General features: G+C 63.0%; 17 protein-coding genes. 6 read left to right on the forward strand and 11 right to left on the reverse strand.

Annotated features, from left to right (window positions below; genetic code table 11):
* On the reverse strand, positions 1-314 hold a 314-nt coding region (locus B3797_RS16030), incomplete at its 3' end, for a class II aldolase/adducin family protein (protein ID WP_311791582.1).
* A gap of 132 nt (positions 315-446) precedes the next feature.
* Here B3797_RS16030 and B3797_RS16035 point away from each other — a divergent pair.
* Positions 447-1,607, forward strand: coding sequence for a pyridoxal phosphate-dependent aminotransferase (locus tag B3797_RS16035; protein ID WP_311791583.1), 1,161 nt, complete (start codon positions 447-449; stop codon positions 1,605-1,607).
* Positions 1,595-2,368: an amidohydrolase gene (locus B3797_RS16040; protein ID WP_311791584.1), complete on the forward strand. Its 774-nt coding sequence runs from the start codon at positions 1,595-1,597 to the stop codon at positions 2,366-2,368. Before B3797_RS16035 ends, B3797_RS16040 begins: the two co-directional genes overlap by 13 nt.
* 131 nt (positions 2,369-2,499) lie before the next feature.
* Here the strand turns inward: B3797_RS16040 and katG are convergent, their stop codons facing one another.
* The 10 genes from katG to hpxU form a co-directional block, all read right to left on the reverse strand.
* Entirely contained in the window at positions 2,500-4,764 is a 2,265-nt protein-coding gene (gene katG / locus B3797_RS16045) for a catalase/peroxidase HPI (RefSeq protein WP_311791585.1), read from the reverse strand.
* Positions 4,765-4,867: 103 nt separating this feature from the next.
* On the reverse strand, positions 4,868-5,203 hold the full coding sequence (gene uraH / locus B3797_RS16050) for a hydroxyisourate hydrolase (RefSeq protein ID WP_126689188.1): 336 nt from the start codon (positions 5,201-5,203) through the stop codon (positions 4,868-4,870).
* Positions 5,200-5,694, reverse strand: a complete 495-nt coding sequence (gene uraD / locus B3797_RS16055) for a 2-oxo-4-hydroxy-4-carboxy-5-ureidoimidazoline decarboxylase (RefSeq protein ID WP_311791586.1) — start codon at positions 5,692-5,694, stop codon at positions 5,200-5,202. The genes uraH and uraD overlap by 4 nt, the downstream gene beginning before the upstream one ends.
* Positions 5,694-6,950, reverse strand: coding sequence for an allantoate amidohydrolase (hpxK, locus tag B3797_RS16060; protein WP_311791587.1), 1,257 nt, complete (start codon positions 6,948-6,950; stop codon positions 5,694-5,696). The genes uraD and hpxK overlap by 1 nt, the downstream gene beginning before the upstream one ends.
* Complete coding sequence (locus B3797_RS16065; RefSeq protein WP_311791588.1) at positions 6,947-8,179, reverse strand: alanine--glyoxylate aminotransferase family protein; 1,233 nt, start codon at positions 8,177-8,179, stop codon at positions 6,947-6,949. The genes hpxK and B3797_RS16065 overlap by 4 nt, the downstream gene beginning before the upstream one ends.
* 18 nt (positions 8,180-8,197) lie before the next feature.
* A complete protein-coding gene (locus tag B3797_RS16070) occupies positions 8,198-8,929 on the reverse strand; it encodes an amino acid ABC transporter ATP-binding protein (RefSeq protein ID WP_311791589.1) in 732 nt (243 codons plus the stop codon).
* Complete coding sequence (locus B3797_RS16075) at positions 8,910-9,566, reverse strand: amino acid ABC transporter permease (RefSeq protein WP_311782267.1); 657 nt, start codon at positions 9,564-9,566, stop codon at positions 8,910-8,912. The genes B3797_RS16070 and B3797_RS16075 overlap by 20 nt, the downstream gene beginning before the upstream one ends.
* On the reverse strand, positions 9,566-10,231 hold the full coding sequence (locus tag B3797_RS16080) for an amino acid ABC transporter permease (RefSeq protein WP_120452811.1): 666 nt from the start codon (positions 10,229-10,231) through the stop codon (positions 9,566-9,568). The genes B3797_RS16075 and B3797_RS16080 overlap by 1 nt, the downstream gene beginning before the upstream one ends.
* 9 nt (positions 10,232-10,240) lie before the next feature.
* On the reverse strand, positions 10,241-11,026 hold the full coding sequence (locus B3797_RS16085; RefSeq protein ID WP_311791590.1) for a transporter substrate-binding domain-containing protein: 786 nt from the start codon (positions 11,024-11,026) through the stop codon (positions 10,241-10,243).
* 181 nt (positions 11,027-11,207) lie between these two features.
* Positions 11,208-12,047, reverse strand: a complete 840-nt coding sequence (hpxU, locus tag B3797_RS16090) for a MurR/RpiR family transcriptional regulator HpxU (RefSeq protein ID WP_126689182.1) — start codon at positions 12,045-12,047, stop codon at positions 11,208-11,210.
* Positions 12,048-12,181: 134 nt separating this feature from the next.
* Here hpxU and B3797_RS16095 point away from each other — a divergent pair, with 134 nt between their 5' ends.
* From B3797_RS16095 to hpxZ, 4 genes are read left to right on the forward strand one after another with little or no spacing between them, the layout of a single operon-like run.
* Positions 12,182-13,768, forward strand: coding sequence for a gamma-glutamyltransferase family protein (locus tag B3797_RS16095; RefSeq protein ID WP_311791591.1), 1,587 nt, complete (start codon positions 12,182-12,184; stop codon positions 13,766-13,768).
* Between the two features lie 13 nt (positions 13,769-13,781).
* Positions 13,782-13,967, forward strand: coding sequence for an oxalurate catabolism protein HpxX (gene hpxX / locus B3797_RS16100; RefSeq protein ID WP_311791592.1), 186 nt, complete (start codon positions 13,782-13,784; stop codon positions 13,965-13,967).
* Positions 13,964-15,361 carry an AtzE family amidohydrolase gene (locus B3797_RS16105; RefSeq protein WP_311791593.1) on the forward strand — a complete coding sequence of 466 codons (1,398 nt, stop codon included), beginning with the start codon at positions 13,964-13,966 and terminating at the stop codon, positions 15,359-15,361. The genes hpxX and B3797_RS16105 overlap by 4 nt, the downstream gene beginning before the upstream one ends.
* Positions 15,351-15,740, forward strand: a complete 390-nt coding sequence (gene hpxZ / locus B3797_RS16110) for an oxalurate catabolism protein HpxZ (RefSeq protein ID WP_120451131.1) — start codon at positions 15,351-15,353, stop codon at positions 15,738-15,740. Before B3797_RS16105 ends, hpxZ begins: the two co-directional genes overlap by 11 nt.
* The last annotated feature ends 1 nt before the right edge of the window (position 15,741 follow it).

Here is a 15,741-nt window from a genome sequence, read left to right on the forward strand (position 1 = left end):
CGCGACAGCACCGTCGCATTGACCGTATGGGTATGCAGCACCGCGCCTGCGTCGGGAAACAGCCGGTAGATCAGGGTATGGAGGCCCGTTTCCGCCGAGGGCCGACGCCCGGACGGCACGCTGCTGGTGGCGATCTCCACCTGAATAAAGTCGTCGCGCGTCAGGCTGCCTTTATCCTTGCCCGATTCGCTGAGCAGGCAGAAGCGGTCATTTTCACGCACCGACATATTGCCGCCGGTGGCGGGCGCCCAGCCTTTTTCACCAATCCAGCGGCAGGCCGCCACCAGCTGGTCGAGCGGAGAGAGTGCAGACATAGCGTATCAGGCATCCTGTAACGTGGGTTTTAGACGTCTAAGCGTCTCGATTGCCAAATATTAACATCCTGTTTATAGTGGCTTCAACACAGGGTTACTCCGCAACGACATTCGCGCTTAAGGCAATTAACCATGACGCAGCCCAATCTGACGCCGGAGAGTAAACTTCCCGCTCTCGGCACCACCATTTTTACCCAAATGAGTGCGCTGGCGCAGCAGCATAACGCCATTAACCTCTCTCAGGGTTTTCCCGATTTCGATGGCCCGCGCTATCTGCAGGAGCGCCTGGCGCATCACGTCAGCCAGGGCGCGAATCAGTATGCGCCGATGACCGGCGCCCTGCCGCTGCGCGAAGCGATCGCCGGGAAAACCGCTGAGCTTTATGGCTACCGGCCCAACGTCGAAACCGATATCACCGTGACCGCTGGCGCGACCGAAGCGCTCTACGCGGCGATCACGGCGCTGGTGCGTCAGGGCGACGAGGTGATCTGCTTCGACCCAAGCTACGACAGCTATGCGCCTGCCGTCGAGCTGTCGGGAGGCGTGCTGAAGCGCATCGCGCTGCAGCCGCCGGGCTTTCGCGTCGACTGGACAGCGTTCGCCCGTCTGCTCTCCAGCAAAACGCGTCTGGTTATCCTTAATACGCCGCACAACCCTTCCGCCACCGTCTGGCGTAAAGCGGATTTCGCCGCGCTCTGGCAGGCGATTGCCGATCGGGAAATTTACGTGCTGAGCGACGAGGTCTACGAGCATATCTGCTTCGATGAGGCGGGTCACGCCAGCGTACTGGCGCATCCGCAGCTGCGCGAACGCGCTATCGCCGCCTCCTCATTCGGCAAAACCTTTCATATGACCGGCTGGAAAGTGGGCTACAGCGTCGCGCCCGCCGCCATCAGCGCGGAGATCCGTAAGGTGCATCAGTATCTGACCTTTGCGGTCAATACGCCCGCACAGCTGGCGATTGCCGATATGCTGCGCAACGCGCCGGAGCACTACCGCGAGCTGCCGTCGTTTTACCGCGCGCGCCGCGACCGCCTGGCGCAGGCGCTGGAGAAGAGCCGTTTTAAGGTGCTGCCGTGTGAAGGCACCTACTTTCTGCTGGCGGACTACAGCGCCATCTCCGATCTCGATGACGTAAGCTTCTGTCAGTGGCTGACGAAAGAGGTGGGCGTGGCGGCGATCCCGCTATCGGTGTTCTGCGCCGGCCCCTTCCCGCACAGGCTGATCCGCCTCTGCTTCGCCAAACAGGAGGCGACGCTGGACGCCGCCGCGGAGCGCTTATGTCAGATTTAAAGATTACCGTTTTGCAGGAAACTCTGTACTGGATGGATGGCGAAGCGAACCTGCGCCATTTCGATGCCGTCCTTGAGGGCGTGACGGGCCGCGATCTGATTCTGCTGCCGGAGATGTTCACGACCGGATTCGCCATGGAAGCGGCGCAGCGTTCGTTGCCGCAGGCGCAGGTGGTGGAGTGGCTGCACCGCCACGCCGAGGCGAGCGACGCGCTGGTAGGCGGCAGCGCGGCGATCCAGACTGAGAAAGGCGCGGTGAACCGCTTTCTGCTGGTAGAGCCGAACGGCACGCTGCACCAGTATGACAAGCGGCACCTGTTCCGCATGGCGGACGAGCATCATCACTATCAGCCAGGGACGACGCGCGAAGTGCTGCAGTGGCGCGGCTGGCGTATCCTGCCGCAGATCTGCTACGACCTGCGCTTCCCGGTGTTCGCGCGCAACCGCAACGACTACGATCTGGCGCTCTATGTGGCGAACTGGCCCGCGCCACGGGCGCTGCACTGGCAGGCGCTACTGCTGGCGCGCGCTATTGAGAATCAGGCTTATGTGGCGGGCTGCAACCGCGTCGGCAGCGACGGCAACCAGCATCACTACAGCGGCGACAGCCGGATTATTTCGCCGCAAGGCGAGATCCTCAGCGAGGCGGCGCCCTTTACGCAGGCGCGGCTCGACGCAACGCTGTCGCTGGAGGCCCTGAACGCTTATCGCGAGCGCTTTCCGGCCTGGCGCGACGCCGACGATTTTACGTGGGCGCAATAAAGCGCCGATGTCCCTCGCCCGCGGAGGAAGCGCTGACAATTCGCGCCAGTAAAGGCGCGGGCCAGGGCGATGACAATAAAAAAGCCGCAGCGGTTCAGGCTGCGGCTTTTTACTGACTGCTAATGCGTCAATCAGATATCGAAGCGATCCAGATTCATCACTTTGGTCCAGGCGGCCACGAAGTCAGTAACAAACTTCTGGTGCGCATCGCTGCTGGCGTACACTTCCGCCAGCGCGCGCAGGATGGCGTTAGAACCAAATACCAGATCGGCGCGGGTCGCGTGGTACTTCACTTCCCCGCTCTGACGATCGCGCCCTTCAAACAGCTCTGCGCTCTCATCGGTGGCGCGCCATGCGGTGCGCATATCCAGCAGGTTCACGAAGAAATCTGTGCTCAACACGCCGGGGCGCTCGGTAAAGACGCCGCGGTCGCTGCCGTCGAAGTTGGTTCCCAGCACGCGCAGACCGCCCAGCAGCACCGTCAGCTCCGGGGCGCTCAGGGTCAGCTGCTGCGCTTTGTCCAGCAGCAGCGTTTCGGTCGACGAACCGCCCTGCACGCGGCGATAGTTACGGAAACCATCCGCCAGCGGTTGCAGTAAAGCGAAGGATTCAACATCGGTCTGATCCTGACGCGCATCGACGCGGCCCGGCGTAAAGGGCACCTGTACCGCCACGCCAGCCGCCGCGGCCGCCATTTCGATCCCGACGTTGCCTGCCAGGACGATGACATCCGCCAGCGAGGCTTTGCCTGAGGTCTGCTGGATATCCTGCAGCACCGGCAGCACGTCGCGGACAACGCTGGCGTTAACCGCCCACTCTTTTTGCGGCGCCAGCGCCAGACGCGCGCCGTTCGCACCGCCGCGCTTGTCGCCGCCGCGGAAGGTTGAAGCGGATGCCCAGGCTGCGGAAACCAGCTGGCTGACGCTCAGTCCCGACGCAGCGATTTTTGCTTTCAGCTCGCTGATATCGCTGTCGTTCGGCTGATGGATCGCCGCCGGCAGCGGATCCTGCCACAGCAGATCTTCTTTCGGCACTTCCGGGCCGAGGTAGCGCGCTTTTGGCCCCATATCGCGGTGGGTCAGCTTGAACCATGCGCGGGCAAAGGCTTCGTTAAACGCCTGCGGATCGTTAAGGAAGCGACGAGAGATCTTTTCAAATTCCGGGTCGAAGCGCAGCGTCAGATCGGTAACCAGCATGGTCGGCTTACGCTTTTTCTCCGGATCGAAGGGATCGGGGATAATCGCGTCGGCGTTGCTGGCTTCAAACTGGATCGCGCCTGCCGGGCTGTGCGTCTGCACCCACTCATATTTGAACAGGTTTTCGAAGAAGTAGTTGCTCCACTGGGTCGGGGTTTGCGTCCAGACCACTTCCAGACCGGAGGTAATGGCGTCCGCGCCTGCGCCGCTGCCGTAGCTGCTGCTCCAGCCAAGACCCTGAGCTTCAATCGGAGAGGCTTCTGGATCGACATCGAGATGGCTGGCGGCGCCCGCGCCGTGTGTTTTGCCCAGCGTATGACCGCCAGCGATCAGGGCGACGATCTCTTCATCATTCATGCCCATATTGCCGAAGGTAGCGCGGATCGCCGGCGCGGCTGATGCCGGGTTGCCGCTCGCTTCCGGCCCTTCCGGGTTGACGTAGATCAGGCCCATTTCCGTCGCGCCGAGCGGCGCATTGGCGAGGCTTTCCGGATGGCGGTGCGCCAGCCATTCGGTTTCGTTACCCCAGTCGACATCCATATCTGGTTCCCACACGTCTTCGCGTCCGGCGCCGAAGCCGAAGGTACGGAAGCCAGCGTTTTCCAGCGAGACGTTACCCGCAAGGATATAGAGATCGGCCCAGGAAATTTTCTGACCATACTTCTGTTTCACCGGCCACAGCAGACGACGTGCTTTATCCAGGCTGACGTTGTCCGGCCAGGAGTTGAGCGGCGCAAAACGCTGCTGACCGCGGCCAGAGCCGCCGCGACCGTCAACGGTGCGGTAGGTACCCGCGCTGTGCCACGCCATACGAATAAACAGGCCGATATAGCTGCCCCAGTCGGCTGGCCACCAGGATTGCGAGTCGGTCAGCAGCGCGCGGATGTCCGCTTTCAGCGCTGAATAGTCGAGTTTGCTGAACTCTTCGCGGTAGTTGAAATCGTCGCTGAGCGGGTTGGAACGGCTGGAGTGCTGGTTTAACAGATCGACACGCAGCATGTTGGGCCACCAGTCGCGGTTGGTGGTGCCGCTACCGGCACCGCGCGCCAGAACGCTTTTCTCTTCGGAAGCGCCGTGGTGGAAAGGACATTTACCTGCTTCGGCTCCACTCGCGCTCGGGCTTTTTTCTTCCGTGGCGCCATGTGGAAAAGGGCATTTACCTGCGGCGGCTGCATTATCGTTATTTTCTGGCGTGCTCATTATCGGCTCCGTTGGCTTTTGATTACCCGGCTACGATAACGTTACGCTTGTATAAACACTATTTGGCTGAACCGACGGTATTGATAGCCGCAGGCTTTCAAATTTAGCTACCGCGATAGGTCGACCACGACCAGGGCGAAATCAAAAAAGGCAGATGAAAATGGCTGCCCGCTTCGGCAATCACAAAGTCGATTTGCGCAGAGACATAGAGCGCATCGCGTCCGTCCATAGCAAAGTAGTCGCCAATCTCTGCGGTCAGGCGATAGTGGCCGGGGGCGAGCGGCTCCGGCGTTAACTCGCTGACGCGCCCGTCGCTGTCCGTGGTGCCTTCGCAGACAGGCAGCCAGCCCTCCGGGCTATTTTGCTCAAGCGAGACGGCGACGCCGACCGCCGGTTTGCCCAGCGCGGTGTCCAGAATATGGGTAGTGATAGTGCTCATGTCAGGCTCTCCTTCAGACGCAACAGGGTGATTTCTCGTAGTTGCTGCAGCGCTTCGCGCGTTTCGGTCTCTTCATCATGGCTCAGGCGACGCTGAAGTTGCGCCAGCATCTCTTCGCCGCTGCGCCCACGGGCGCGAATTAAGAAAACGCGGCCAAAGCGCGCTTCATAGGCCTGATTGCCCGCCAGCATCGCCTGCTTCAGCGCCGCGTCGGCGTCGCCCATCGCTGACTGCTCCTGACGCGACAGCGCCGCCTCTTTGTCCGCGCCGCTGGCGCGCTCGCCGATGCGCGGATGCGCCGTCAGCGCCTGTTCAAGATCCTCGCTGTCCCACGCCTGCGTCAGCCTTTCCGCCTCCTCCAGCAAGGCCGACACGGAGGCAAAGGGACGCGCGGCCGCCAGCGCCTGCTGCCAGCGCGGGATCGCCACGCAGTGGGCGATTGCGGCCTGCGCCGCGTCATAAGGCAGCGCGTTAAAGGTTGCAAGGTTCATCACGCGCTCCGCTGCGCCAGCTGGCACACGGCGTGCAGATAAGCGCGCACCGCCAGCGCCACATCATCGGTCATCACCGCCTCCGCCGGATGGTGGCTGATGCCGCGTTCGTTGCGCACAAACAGCATGCCGACCGGCCAGCGCTCGGCGATGGCGATGGCGTCATGGCCCGCGCCGCTCGGCAGCGCCAGCGTGCGGCCCTGCACCGTCTCTACGGCGCTGCTCAGCGCCTGACGCAGCTGGCTGTCGCAGGCGGTGGCGCTGATGCGGTAATACTCCTCCGCCTCGAAGCACAGGCCGCGTCGCAGCGCGATCGCTTCGCCCTGGGTCAGCAGGCTCGACAGTAGCCGTTCCAGCGGCAGATCTTCCGGGCCGCGCACGTCCAGCGACAGAGCGACCTCGCCGGGAATAACATTAACCGCGCCGGGCTCACAGCTCAGGGTACCGACCGTCGCCACCAGCTGCGGATCCTGCTCGCGCGTCGTCGCCTCGATAAACACCATCCACTCCGCTGCCGCCGCCAGCGCGTCTTTGCGATGCGTCATCGGCACCGTACCCGCATGGCCCGCCTCGCCGGTGAAGCGGCAGCTAAGACGACGCGCGCCGTTGATGGCGGTGACAACGCCCAGCGCCAGCCCGGCCTGCTCCAGGCAAGGCCCCTGTTCGATATGCAGTTCAAGATAGGCGACGATGGCGTTAAGGTCACGGGCGGCGCGCGGAATAGTGTCAGCATCCAGCCCCACATCCGCCATCGCCTGCGCGACGGTAATGCCGTTGCCGTCCGGGTGCGTCGGCCAGCTTTCCGGCCAGCTGCCGGCGATGCCGCGGCTGCCAAGCAGCGTAATGCCAAAGCGCGTTCCCTCTTCATCGCCGAACCCGACCACCTCCACCGCCAGCGGCAGGCGTAGCTGTTTCTCATGGAGCCACTGTACGGTTTCAATCGCGGTCAGCACTCCCAGCATCCCGTCGTAGCGTCCGGCGTTGCGCACCGTGTCGAGATGCGAGCCGAGCAGCAGCGCGGGCGCCCCGCTGCTCGCGCCTTCGTAGCGGCCGCAGATATTGCCGACTTCATCCTGCCAGACGCGCATGCCAGCCTGTGCCATCCATTCGCCTACCTGGGCGTTAGCGCGCAGGTGCTCCGGCGAGAGATAGACGCGCGTCAGGTGATCGGGCGATTCGCTGATCGCCGCCAGCGCGTCGCAGCGCGCCATTACGCGTTCGGCGGCCAGCTGTGCCTCAGCGGCGTTCATCATCATGCGCCGCTCCCGTAGTGATCCCAGGCCGCCTGCATCGCCGCGCCCTGCGTCGCGCGGAAGCCGACGTGCGTCAGTACCGCCTCCAGCGCCGCCAGCGTGGTCATTACACAATCTTTACGGGCGTTATAGCCCATGGTGCCAATGCGCCATACCTTGCCATGCAGCGGGCCAAACGAGGTGCCGATCTCAATGCCAAAATCTTCCAGCATCAGCTTGCGCACCTGGTCGCCGTTGACGCCCTGCGGGATCACCACGCCGAGCACGTTGTTCATCTTGTGCTTCAGGTCGCCGAACGTTTCCAGTCCCATGCCCTGAATGCCCTTCAGCAGCGCGTCGCCATGCAGCTTGTGGCGCGCGATGCCTGCGTCCAGCCCTTCCTGCAAAATTAGACGGGCGCATTCGCGCGCGCCGAACAGCGCGGTAGTCGCCTCGGTATGGTGGTTAAGCCGCTCCGGCCCCCAGTAATCCATGATCATGCCGAGATCGAAATAGTTCGAGTAGATCATCTCCTCATCGCCATCCTGATGCTGGGCGGTGCGGATCCCCTCTTCAACGCATTTACGCCTGCGGATAGCTTCTTCCATCTGCGGGCTTAAGGTGATGGGCGAGGTGCCGGACGGGCCGCCGAGGCACTTCTGCATGCCCGCCGATACCGCATCCAGCCCCCAGGCGTCGGTTTCCAGCGCGTTACCGGCGAGCGACGCGGTGGCGTCGGTATAGAAGAGCACGCCATACTTTTTGCAGATCGCGCCCAGCTCCGCCAGCGGTTGCAGCATGGTGGTTGAGGTATCGCCCTGTACCGTCAGCAGCAGGCGCGGCTTAACGCGCTTAATGGCATCTTCGATCCGATCCGGCGTAAAGACCTCGCCCCAGGGCACCTCAATGGTGTGCACCTCGGCGCGGCAGCGGCGGGCAATCTCGCACAGCAGATGGCCGAAGCGGCCGAATACCGGCACCAGCACCCTATCGCCAGGCCGGATCGCCGACAGCAGGATCGCCTCGATCCCGGCGCGTGAGGTACCGTCAATCAGCAGCGTCCAGCGGTTTTCCGTACGGAAGACGCCGCGATAGAGCGCCATCACCTCGTTCATATAGTGCGTCATCGCCGGATCGTACTGGCCGATCAGCTGAGTTGACATGGCGCGCAGCACGCGCGGATCGGCGTTGATCGGGCCAGGCCCCATCAGCAGGCGCTGCGGCGGATTAATTTGCGGGTAGCGGTTTTCCATATTGGTTTCCTTATGAAATTAGAGTCGCACCGAGGAGATAAACTGCTTCAGCTCCGGCGTCTGCGGCGCGGCGAACAGGGTTTTGCTGCTGCCCTGCTCCCAGACGCGCCCCTGATGCATAAAGACCACGCGATCGCCGACGTCGCGCGCGAAATTCATCTCATGGGTGACCAGGATCAGCGTCATTCCTTCGGCGGCGAGCTGCTCCAGCACTTTCAGCACCTCGCCCACCAGCTCCGGATCGAGCGCCGAGGTGATTTCGTCGCACAGCAGCACCTTCGGGTTCATCGCCAGCGCGCGGGCAATGGCGACGCGCTGCTGCTGCCCGCCGGAGAGGTTCGCCGGGTAGTAATCGAGGCGCTCGCCGAGGCCGACTTTCTCCAGCATCTGCGTCGCCAGCGCGCGGCACGCCGCCTCGCCTTTCTTCAGCACCCGGCGCGGCGCCAGCATCACGTTTTCCAGCGCGGTCATATGGGGAAAGAGATTGAAGTTCTGAAACACCATGCCGACCGAACGGCTGATGTCGCGCGCCAGGCTATCGCGATCGGTAATCGTCATGCCGCCCAGCTTGATGCTGCCTTCCTGATAGCCCTCCAGACCGTTCATACAGCGCAGCAGCGTGCTTTTGCCTGAACCGCTGCGGCCGATGATGGAGATCACTTCGCCCATTTCGATATCGAGATCGACGCCTTTCAGCACATGATTATCGCCGTAGTACTTCTGCACCTGATTAATGGTGATGAGCGGCATGGAATTTTTTCTCCAGATACTGGCTGTAGCGGGACAGCGGGTAGCACATCAAAAAGTAGCCCAGCGCGACCAGCCCAAACACCTTAAACGGCTGCAGGGTCACGTTGTTCAGAATGGTTCCAGCTTTCGTCAGTTCGATAAAGCCGATAATGGAGGCGAGCGCGGTGCCCTTGATCACCTGTACGGCGAAGCCCACCGTCGGCGCGATGCCGATACGCAGCGCCTGGGGTGCGATAACCCGCCAGAGGGTCTGGCCGAAGCTAAGGCCCAGGCAGCGCGACGCTTCCCACTGGCCTTTCGGCAGCGCGCGGATGCTGCCGAACCAGATATCGAGCAGAAAAGCGCTGGTATAAAAGGTCAGGGCGAGCGAGGCCGCGGTCCAGGGCGCGACGTCGATGCCAAACAGCCCGACGCCGAAAAAGGCGAGAAAGAGCTGCATCAGCAGCGGCGTGCCCTGGAACAGCTCGGTATAGGCGCGGATGAGCCGCGTCAGCCATTTCCGCTGCAGCAGGCGCAGCAGGAGCAGCGGCAGCGTCACCAGCGTGCCGCCGACAAAGGCGGTCAGCGACAGCAGCAGGGTCCAGCGCGCCGCCAGCAGCAGATTGCGCAGAATGTCCCAGTCGGTAAAGGTCGTCATCATCGCTGCGCTCCAAACCATTTACGCCCCAGCGCCAGCAGCACCTGCCGCATGGCGATCGATAACAGCAGATAGATCAGCGTGGTCACCAGATAGACCTCGAAGCTTAAAAAGGTGCGCGACTGGATCAGGTTGGCGGCGAAGGTCAGCTCTTCATAAGAGACCTGCGACACCACCGACGAACCGAGCATTACGATAATGCACTGGCTTACCAGCGCAGGATAAATGCGCTGTAGCGACGGCGGCAGCACCACGCGCAAAAAGGTCTGCGCGCGCGTCAGGCCCAGCACGCGTCCCGCTTCCCACTGCCCTTTCGGCGTCACCTGAATCCCGGCGCGGATAATCTCGGTGCTGTAGGCACCGAGGTTAATCAGCATCGCCAGCAGCGCCGCCTCGCCCGCCGTCAGCTTCAGTCCCAGATTAGGCAGACCGAAAACGATAAAGAAGAGCTGCACCACGAACGGGGTGTTGCGGATGATCTCCACATAGAGGCCCCAGAGACGGCTGGCCCAGCTCGCTTTACCGCTGCGCAGCGCCGCGCCGAGGATCCCCAGCCCGACGCCGCCCACGGTGGCCAGCACCGTTAGCTGAAGGGTGACCCACAGCCCGGCAAGCAGCTCTGGCCAGTAGGGCCAGAGCGCAGGGAAGTTAAGTTGCCCGAGCATCATGCGCCCTTATGCGCCGAGGCTGGCGGGCAGCGGAGCTTTCAGCCACTCTTCCGACAGCTTGTTGAGCGTGCCGTCTTTGATGCCCTGCTCAATCAGCGCGTCGATCTTCGCCTTCAGCGCCGGTTCACCCTTCTTCAGACCGATAAAGCAGGGCGAATCTTTCAGCATAAACTGCGCTACCGGCGCTTTTTGCGGGTTCTGCCGCGCGATCGCCGCGATCACCAGGTTGCCGGTCGCGATGTACTGCACCTGTCCAGAGAGGTAAGCCGACAGCGTGGTGTTGTTATCCTCGTAGCGCTTCACCTGCGCCTCTTTCGGCGCGAGGCTACTCAGCACCATATCCTCTACCGCGCCGCGCGTGACCCCAATACTCTTGCCGCTGAGCGCCGCCGCGTCTTTCAGCGTCTCGCCTTTTGGCCCAAAGACGCCAAGGAAAAAGGGCGCATAGGCGCGGCTGAAGTCGATCACCTTCTCCCGCTCAGGGTTTTTACCCATGCTGGAGATCACCAGATCGACCTTGTCGGTTTGCAGATAGGGCACGCGGTTGGCGCTGGTGACCGGTACCAGCTGCAACTTAAGTTTCATCTGTTTCGCCAGATAGCGCGCGGTGTCGATATCATAGCCTTGCGGCTGCAGATCGGTGCCCACCGAGCCGAACGGCGGGAAATCCTGCGGCACCGCCACGCGCAGCACGCCGCGCTTCTCAATATCCTGTAACTGATCCGCCAGCGCGCTGCCGGTCTGGATCGCTAATAATGCTGCCGCCGCTACCGCCATTAATACCTTTTTCATTATGCACCCCGGTAAGTTGACCTGAAACAAAAGATTCTTGTAATTGTGATTTGCAACTAATGTGCCAATGCAGTACGAGGTGAGGTAAACGGCAAGAAGGCTTAATTACGGCAGTTAAGGCGGGTTTTCACCGCCCGACGCAGGAGGATCAAAATGAGGCAAAGCACCAAAAAGGTGCTCTTTAACGGTGCTCCAGCTCGTCCAGCTGCAGATAGAGATCGGCGATCTGGTGGATACGCTGGCGACCTTGCGACAGCATTTCATGCAGTAGCGCATTGGTCAGTAAATTGATCAGGCTCATCGCCGAAGCGTAGCTGTCGAAGGCGGATACGCTGTCGAGCGGCGCGCAAAGCTGCCAGCGCGCCAGACCCGCCATCGACTGCGCCTGCGGCTCGCACAGTACCAGCAGCGGAATATCGCGCTGCTGCAGCTGCTGTATCAGCGGGCGGATCAGGCGCGGACGACGGCGAAACGCCATTACGATCACCATATCGTCGGCGGTAATATCCACCACCTCTTCCGCCAGCGTCTGGCCCGGCTGCGGCAGTACGGCGACGCTGGAACGGGCCTGCAGCAGCTGCTGGCGCAGGTGCAGCGCCAGCGGCCAGGAGTTACGCATCCCGATAACGAAAATACGTTTCGCCTGCGTCATCTGCTGCACCGCCTCGCCAAACTGCTGCGCGTCAAGCGCGTTCACCCACTGCGTCAGGTTCGCCATCTCCTGCTTATAGTGGCGCGCCAGCAGCGTATTGCCCTGCACCGCGTCGCGGTTGTCGGTCAAGGGCATACCGCTCTGCCGCAGGATACGCAGTTCGTCGCGCATATCTTTATATTTGTCATAGCCCAGCCGTCGGAACAGGCGGCTGACGGTGGCTTTCGACACGCCGCTGAGCCGCGCCAGCTCGGCGCTGTTGTAGCTGATCAAATCGTCGAAATGGTCAAAGACGAAATCCGCAATACGCTGCTCCTGAGGAGAAAGCTGCGGATAGTGGCTTCTGAGTCGTTCATCGAGCTGTTTCATGCGTCGTCCTGTAACTTTCGTTTCAGCAGAAGCTAGCATAATTCGATCCAGGTTACCGCTGTCGTGCGCGACCGCAAAAACTGGAACGGCTCTTGCTTGGATCCTCGCTCTGTTACCCGATAAGAAGCGTAAATATGATTCAGAGCAATATGGCTCCGCTGGGCATGGCGGTCGCACCGCACCACCTGGCGAGCGAGAGCGCGCTGGCGGTGCTACGCGACGGCGGCAACGCCCTTGAGGCGATGGTCGCTGCGGCTGCCACCATCGCAGTAGTTTATCCCCATATGAACGGCCTCGGCGGCGACGGCTTCTGGCTGGTGCTGCCGCCCAACGGCGATCCGGTGGCTATCGACGCCAGCGGCGCGGCGGGTTCGCTGGCGCATCCCGACTTTTACCATGGCGAAGACAGGATCCCGCATCGCGGTCCGAAAGCGGCCTTAACGGTGGCCGGGACGGTGAGCGGCTGGCAGGAGGCGCTGGCGCTCTCCCGGGAGCTGGGTGGCGCATCGCTGCCGCTGCCGCGCCTGCTGCGCGACGCCATTCGCTATGCTGCCGACGGCATTCCGGTCACCGCGTCGCAGGCGGCCGCCACCGCCGCAAAACGGCACGAGCTGGAACATCAGCCGGGATTTGCCGCCACCTTTTTGCCGGACGGCGAGCCGCCGCGCCAGGGCAGCCGCTTTACCCAGCCAGCGCTGGCGCAGACGCTCAGCCTGCTGAGCGAACAAGGCCTCGACAGCTTCTATCGCGGCGAGCTGGCGCGCCACCTGGCGCGAGAGATGTCAGCGCTCGGCATGCCGGTGACGCTGGCGGATCTGCAGCAGCAGCGCGCGCGTCGCTGCGTTCCGCTGCACGTAGCGCACAGCGAAGGCGATCTGTGGAATATGGTGCCGCCGACTCAGGGCCTGGTCTCGCTGGCGATCCTCGGCATTACCGATCATCTTGCGATGGCGCAGGCTGATGAGGCGCAGACGGTGCACCGCATTGTGGAAGCGACGAAAAAAGCGTTTGCCCTGCGCGATCGCCATATTACCGACCCGCGCCATATGAACTGCGAAGCGCAGTCGCTGTTAACGCTGGATCATTTCGCCACTCTGGCGAGCCAGATTGACGAGGCGCAGGCCGCGCCCTGGGGAACCGGACGTGGCCCAGGCGACACGGTATGGATGGGCGTAATGGACAGCAGCGGCCTCGCCGTCTCCTTTATTCAGAGCATCTATCACGAGTTCGGCAGCGGCGTGGTGATCCCCGGAACCGGCATCACCTGGCAGAACCGCGGTGCCGCCTTTAGCCTGGATCCGGAGCATCTGCTGGCGCTGGCGCCGGGCAAGCAGCCGTTTCACACCCTTAATCCCGCCGCCGCGCGCCTGAAAGATGGCCGCACGCTGGTCTACGGCTCAATGGGCGGCGACGGACAGCCGCAAACCCAGGCGGCGATCTTTACCCGACATGTGATTCAGGGCATGCCGCTGCAGCAGGCGGTAAGCGCGCCGCGCTGGCTGCTGGGGCGCACCTGGGGCAACGCATCTGACTCGCTCAAGCTGGAAGGTCGCTTCGCGCCGGAGACGGTCGCCAGACTGCGCCAGCTGGGGCATGAGGTAGAGCTGCTGCCCGATTTCAGCGAGGCGGTTGGTCACGCGGGCGCTATCGTGCGCCATATCAACGGCATGCTGGAAGGCGCATGCGATCCGCGCAGCAACGGCAGCGCAAGCGGATTCTGACAGGAGAAATAAGATGAATCAGACAACAGACTGGGCGCGCTATCTGGCGCAGATGGAGCAGTTGCTGACGCTGGAGCTGGACGACGCGCGCCGCGCCGAGCTGGTCATTCAGCTGGAGCGCATCGCCGCGCTGGCGGCACCGCTGATGGCGTATCCTCTCGACGAGAGGCTGGAAGTGGCGGGAGTCTTTCATCCATGAACCTCAGCGAATTTTCTCTCCAGACGCTGCAGCAGGCGATTCAGCGCGGCGATCTCAGCGCGCGCGAGGTGGCGCAGCAGACGCTGCAAGGGATTGAGCGCCACCGGGCGATTAACGCCTGGACCGACGTTACCGCCGAACGCATGCTGCGCGAGGCTGACGCGATCGATGCGCAGCGGCGGCGCGGCGAGAACCTGCCGCCGCTGGCGGGCATTCCTTATGCGGTGAAGAATCTGTTCGACGTGGCGGGACATACCACGCTGGCGGGCGCCGCCTTGTTTCAGGATCGTGCTGCGGCGACGCAGGACGCCTGGGCGATCAGGCGTCTCAGCCGCGCCGGGGCGCTGCTCTCCGGCATGCTGAATATGGATGCCTACGCCTATGGGTTTACCACTGAGAACACCCATTTCGGCGCGACGCGCAATCCCCATGACCTGACGCGCGTGGCGGGCGGATCGTCGGGCGGCTCCGCTGCGGCGGTGGCGGCCGGGCTGGCGCACTTCTCTCTCGGCACCGACACCAACGGGTCAATTCGCGTGCCTGCGTCGCTGTGCGGCATCTTCGGCCTGAAGCCGACCTTTGGCCGCCTGTCGCGCAGCGGCAGTCATCCCTTTGTCGGCAGCCTCGATCATATCGGCCCCTTCGCGCGCCGCGTCGAAGATCTGGCGCTGGTGTATGACATATTGCAGGGCCGCGACGCCGATGACGCCTTTCAGGCGGACCGGCCTGCCGATCCGACGCTGGTCGGGCTGGAAGCGCGCGGCCAGCGCTGCGCGCTGCTGGGCGGCTTTTTCTCTGCCTGGTGCGACGAGGACGCCCGCGACGCGCTGGCGCGGGCCGCTCAGGCGCTGGATATCAGCGATGAGGTAACGCTGCCGGAAGCGGAGCTGGCGCGTTCCGCGGCCTTTATCCTGACCGCCTGCGAAGGCGGCAATCTCTATCTGCCCGCGCTGCGCGCCTCGCCGGAGCGTTTCGAGCCCGCCTCGCGCGAGCGGCTGCTGGCGGGCGCGATGCTGCCCGCCGCCTGGTATGTGCAGGCGCAGCGCTTCCGCCGCCATTTCCAGCAGCAGGTTCTGCCGCTGTTCGAGCGCTTCGATGTGCTGATCGCGCCCGCTACGCCCTGCGTCGCGCCGCCGATCGGTCAGGAGAGCATCCGCATTAACGGCGTCGATCTGCCCTCGCGCGCCAGCATGGGCATGCTGACGCAGCCGATCTCCTTCCTGGGGCTGCCGGTGTGCAGCGTGCCGCTGGCGACGAAAAGCGGCCTGCCGATCGGGCTACAGCTGATTGCGGCACCCTTTAACGAAACCGCCGCGCTGCGCGTCGCCTTTGCGCTTGAGCAGCAGGGCATTACCCTGGCGCCAACCTGTCTGGATAAACGAAATGAGAACTGAAGAGATTAATTTGCCGCACGTCGTGGCGGAGGTAACGGCTGCTTTTCACCGCTACGAACAGGCGCTGGTGAGTAATGATATCGATACGCTGGACGCCCTTTTCTGGCACGATGAGCGTACCGTACGGCTCGGCGCGGGCGAGAACCTCTATGGCATCGAGCAGATCCGCGCCTTTCGCGCCCAGCGTCCCGCCGCCGGACTGGCACGCACCCTGCGTAACAGCGTCATTACCACCTTCGGCGAAGAGTATGCGGTCTGCAGCACCGAGTTCACGCGCGAAGGCACAACTAAAACTGGCCGCCAGCAGCAGAGTTGGGTCCGGCTGCCGGACGGCTGGCGGATCGTCGCCGCGCAGGTCAGTTTGATGAGCGAAAGCTGAG

This window comes from Pantoea sp. UBA5923, from assembly GCF_002431095.1.
Classification (GTDB): domain Bacteria; phylum Pseudomonadota; class Gammaproteobacteria; order Enterobacterales; family Enterobacteriaceae; genus Pantoea; species Pantoea piersonii.

What these genes read in the sequence shown, in the direction of transcription:
- B3797_RS16035 (WP_311791583.1), top strand. Translation starts at nt 447, where the DNA reads ATGACGCAGCCCAATCTGACGCCGGAGAGTAAACTTCCCGCTCTCGGC.
- B3797_RS16040 (WP_311791584.1), top strand. Translation starts at nt 1,595, where the DNA reads ATGTCAGATTTAAAGATTACCGTTTTGCAGGAAACTCTGTACTGGATG.
- katG (WP_311791585.1), bottom strand. Translation starts at nt 4,764, where the DNA reads ATGAGCACGCCAGAAAATAACGATAATGCAGCCGCCGCAGGTAAATGC.
- uraH (WP_126689188.1), bottom strand. Translation starts at nt 5,203, where the DNA reads ATGAGCACTATCACTACCCATATTCTGGACACCGCGCTGGGCAAACCG.
- uraD (WP_311791586.1), bottom strand. Translation starts at nt 5,694, where the DNA reads ATGAACCTTGCAACCTTTAACGCGCTGCCTTATGACGCGGCGCAGGCC.
- hpxK (WP_311791587.1), bottom strand. Translation starts at nt 6,950, where the DNA reads ATGATGATGAACGCCGCTGAGGCACAGCTGGCCGCCGAACGCGTAATG.
- B3797_RS16065 (WP_311791588.1), bottom strand. Translation starts at nt 8,179, where the DNA reads ATGGAAAACCGCTACCCGCAAATTAATCCGCCGCAGCGCCTGCTGATG.
- B3797_RS16070 (WP_311791589.1), bottom strand. Translation starts at nt 8,929, where the DNA reads ATGCCGCTCATCACCATTAATCAGGTGCAGAAGTACTACGGCGATAAT.
- B3797_RS16075 (WP_311782267.1), bottom strand. Translation starts at nt 9,566, where the DNA reads ATGACGACCTTTACCGACTGGGACATTCTGCGCAATCTGCTGCTGGCG.
- B3797_RS16080 (WP_120452811.1), bottom strand. Translation starts at nt 10,231, where the DNA reads ATGCTCGGGCAACTTAACTTCCCTGCGCTCTGGCCCTACTGGCCAGAG.
- B3797_RS16085 (WP_311791590.1), bottom strand. Translation starts at nt 11,026, where the DNA reads ATGAAAAAGGTATTAATGGCGGTAGCGGCGGCAGCATTATTAGCGATC.
- hpxU (WP_126689182.1), bottom strand. Translation starts at nt 12,047, where the DNA reads ATGAAACAGCTCGATGAACGACTCAGAAGCCACTATCCGCAGCTTTCT.
- B3797_RS16095 (WP_311791591.1), top strand. Translation starts at nt 12,182, where the DNA reads ATGATTCAGAGCAATATGGCTCCGCTGGGCATGGCGGTCGCACCGCAC.
- hpxX (WP_311791592.1), top strand. Translation starts at nt 13,782, where the DNA reads ATGAATCAGACAACAGACTGGGCGCGCTATCTGGCGCAGATGGAGCAG.
- B3797_RS16105 (WP_311791593.1), top strand. Translation starts at nt 13,964, where the DNA reads ATGAACCTCAGCGAATTTTCTCTCCAGACGCTGCAGCAGGCGATTCAG.
- hpxZ (WP_120451131.1), top strand. Translation starts at nt 15,351, where the DNA reads ATGAGAACTGAAGAGATTAATTTGCCGCACGTCGTGGCGGAGGTAACG.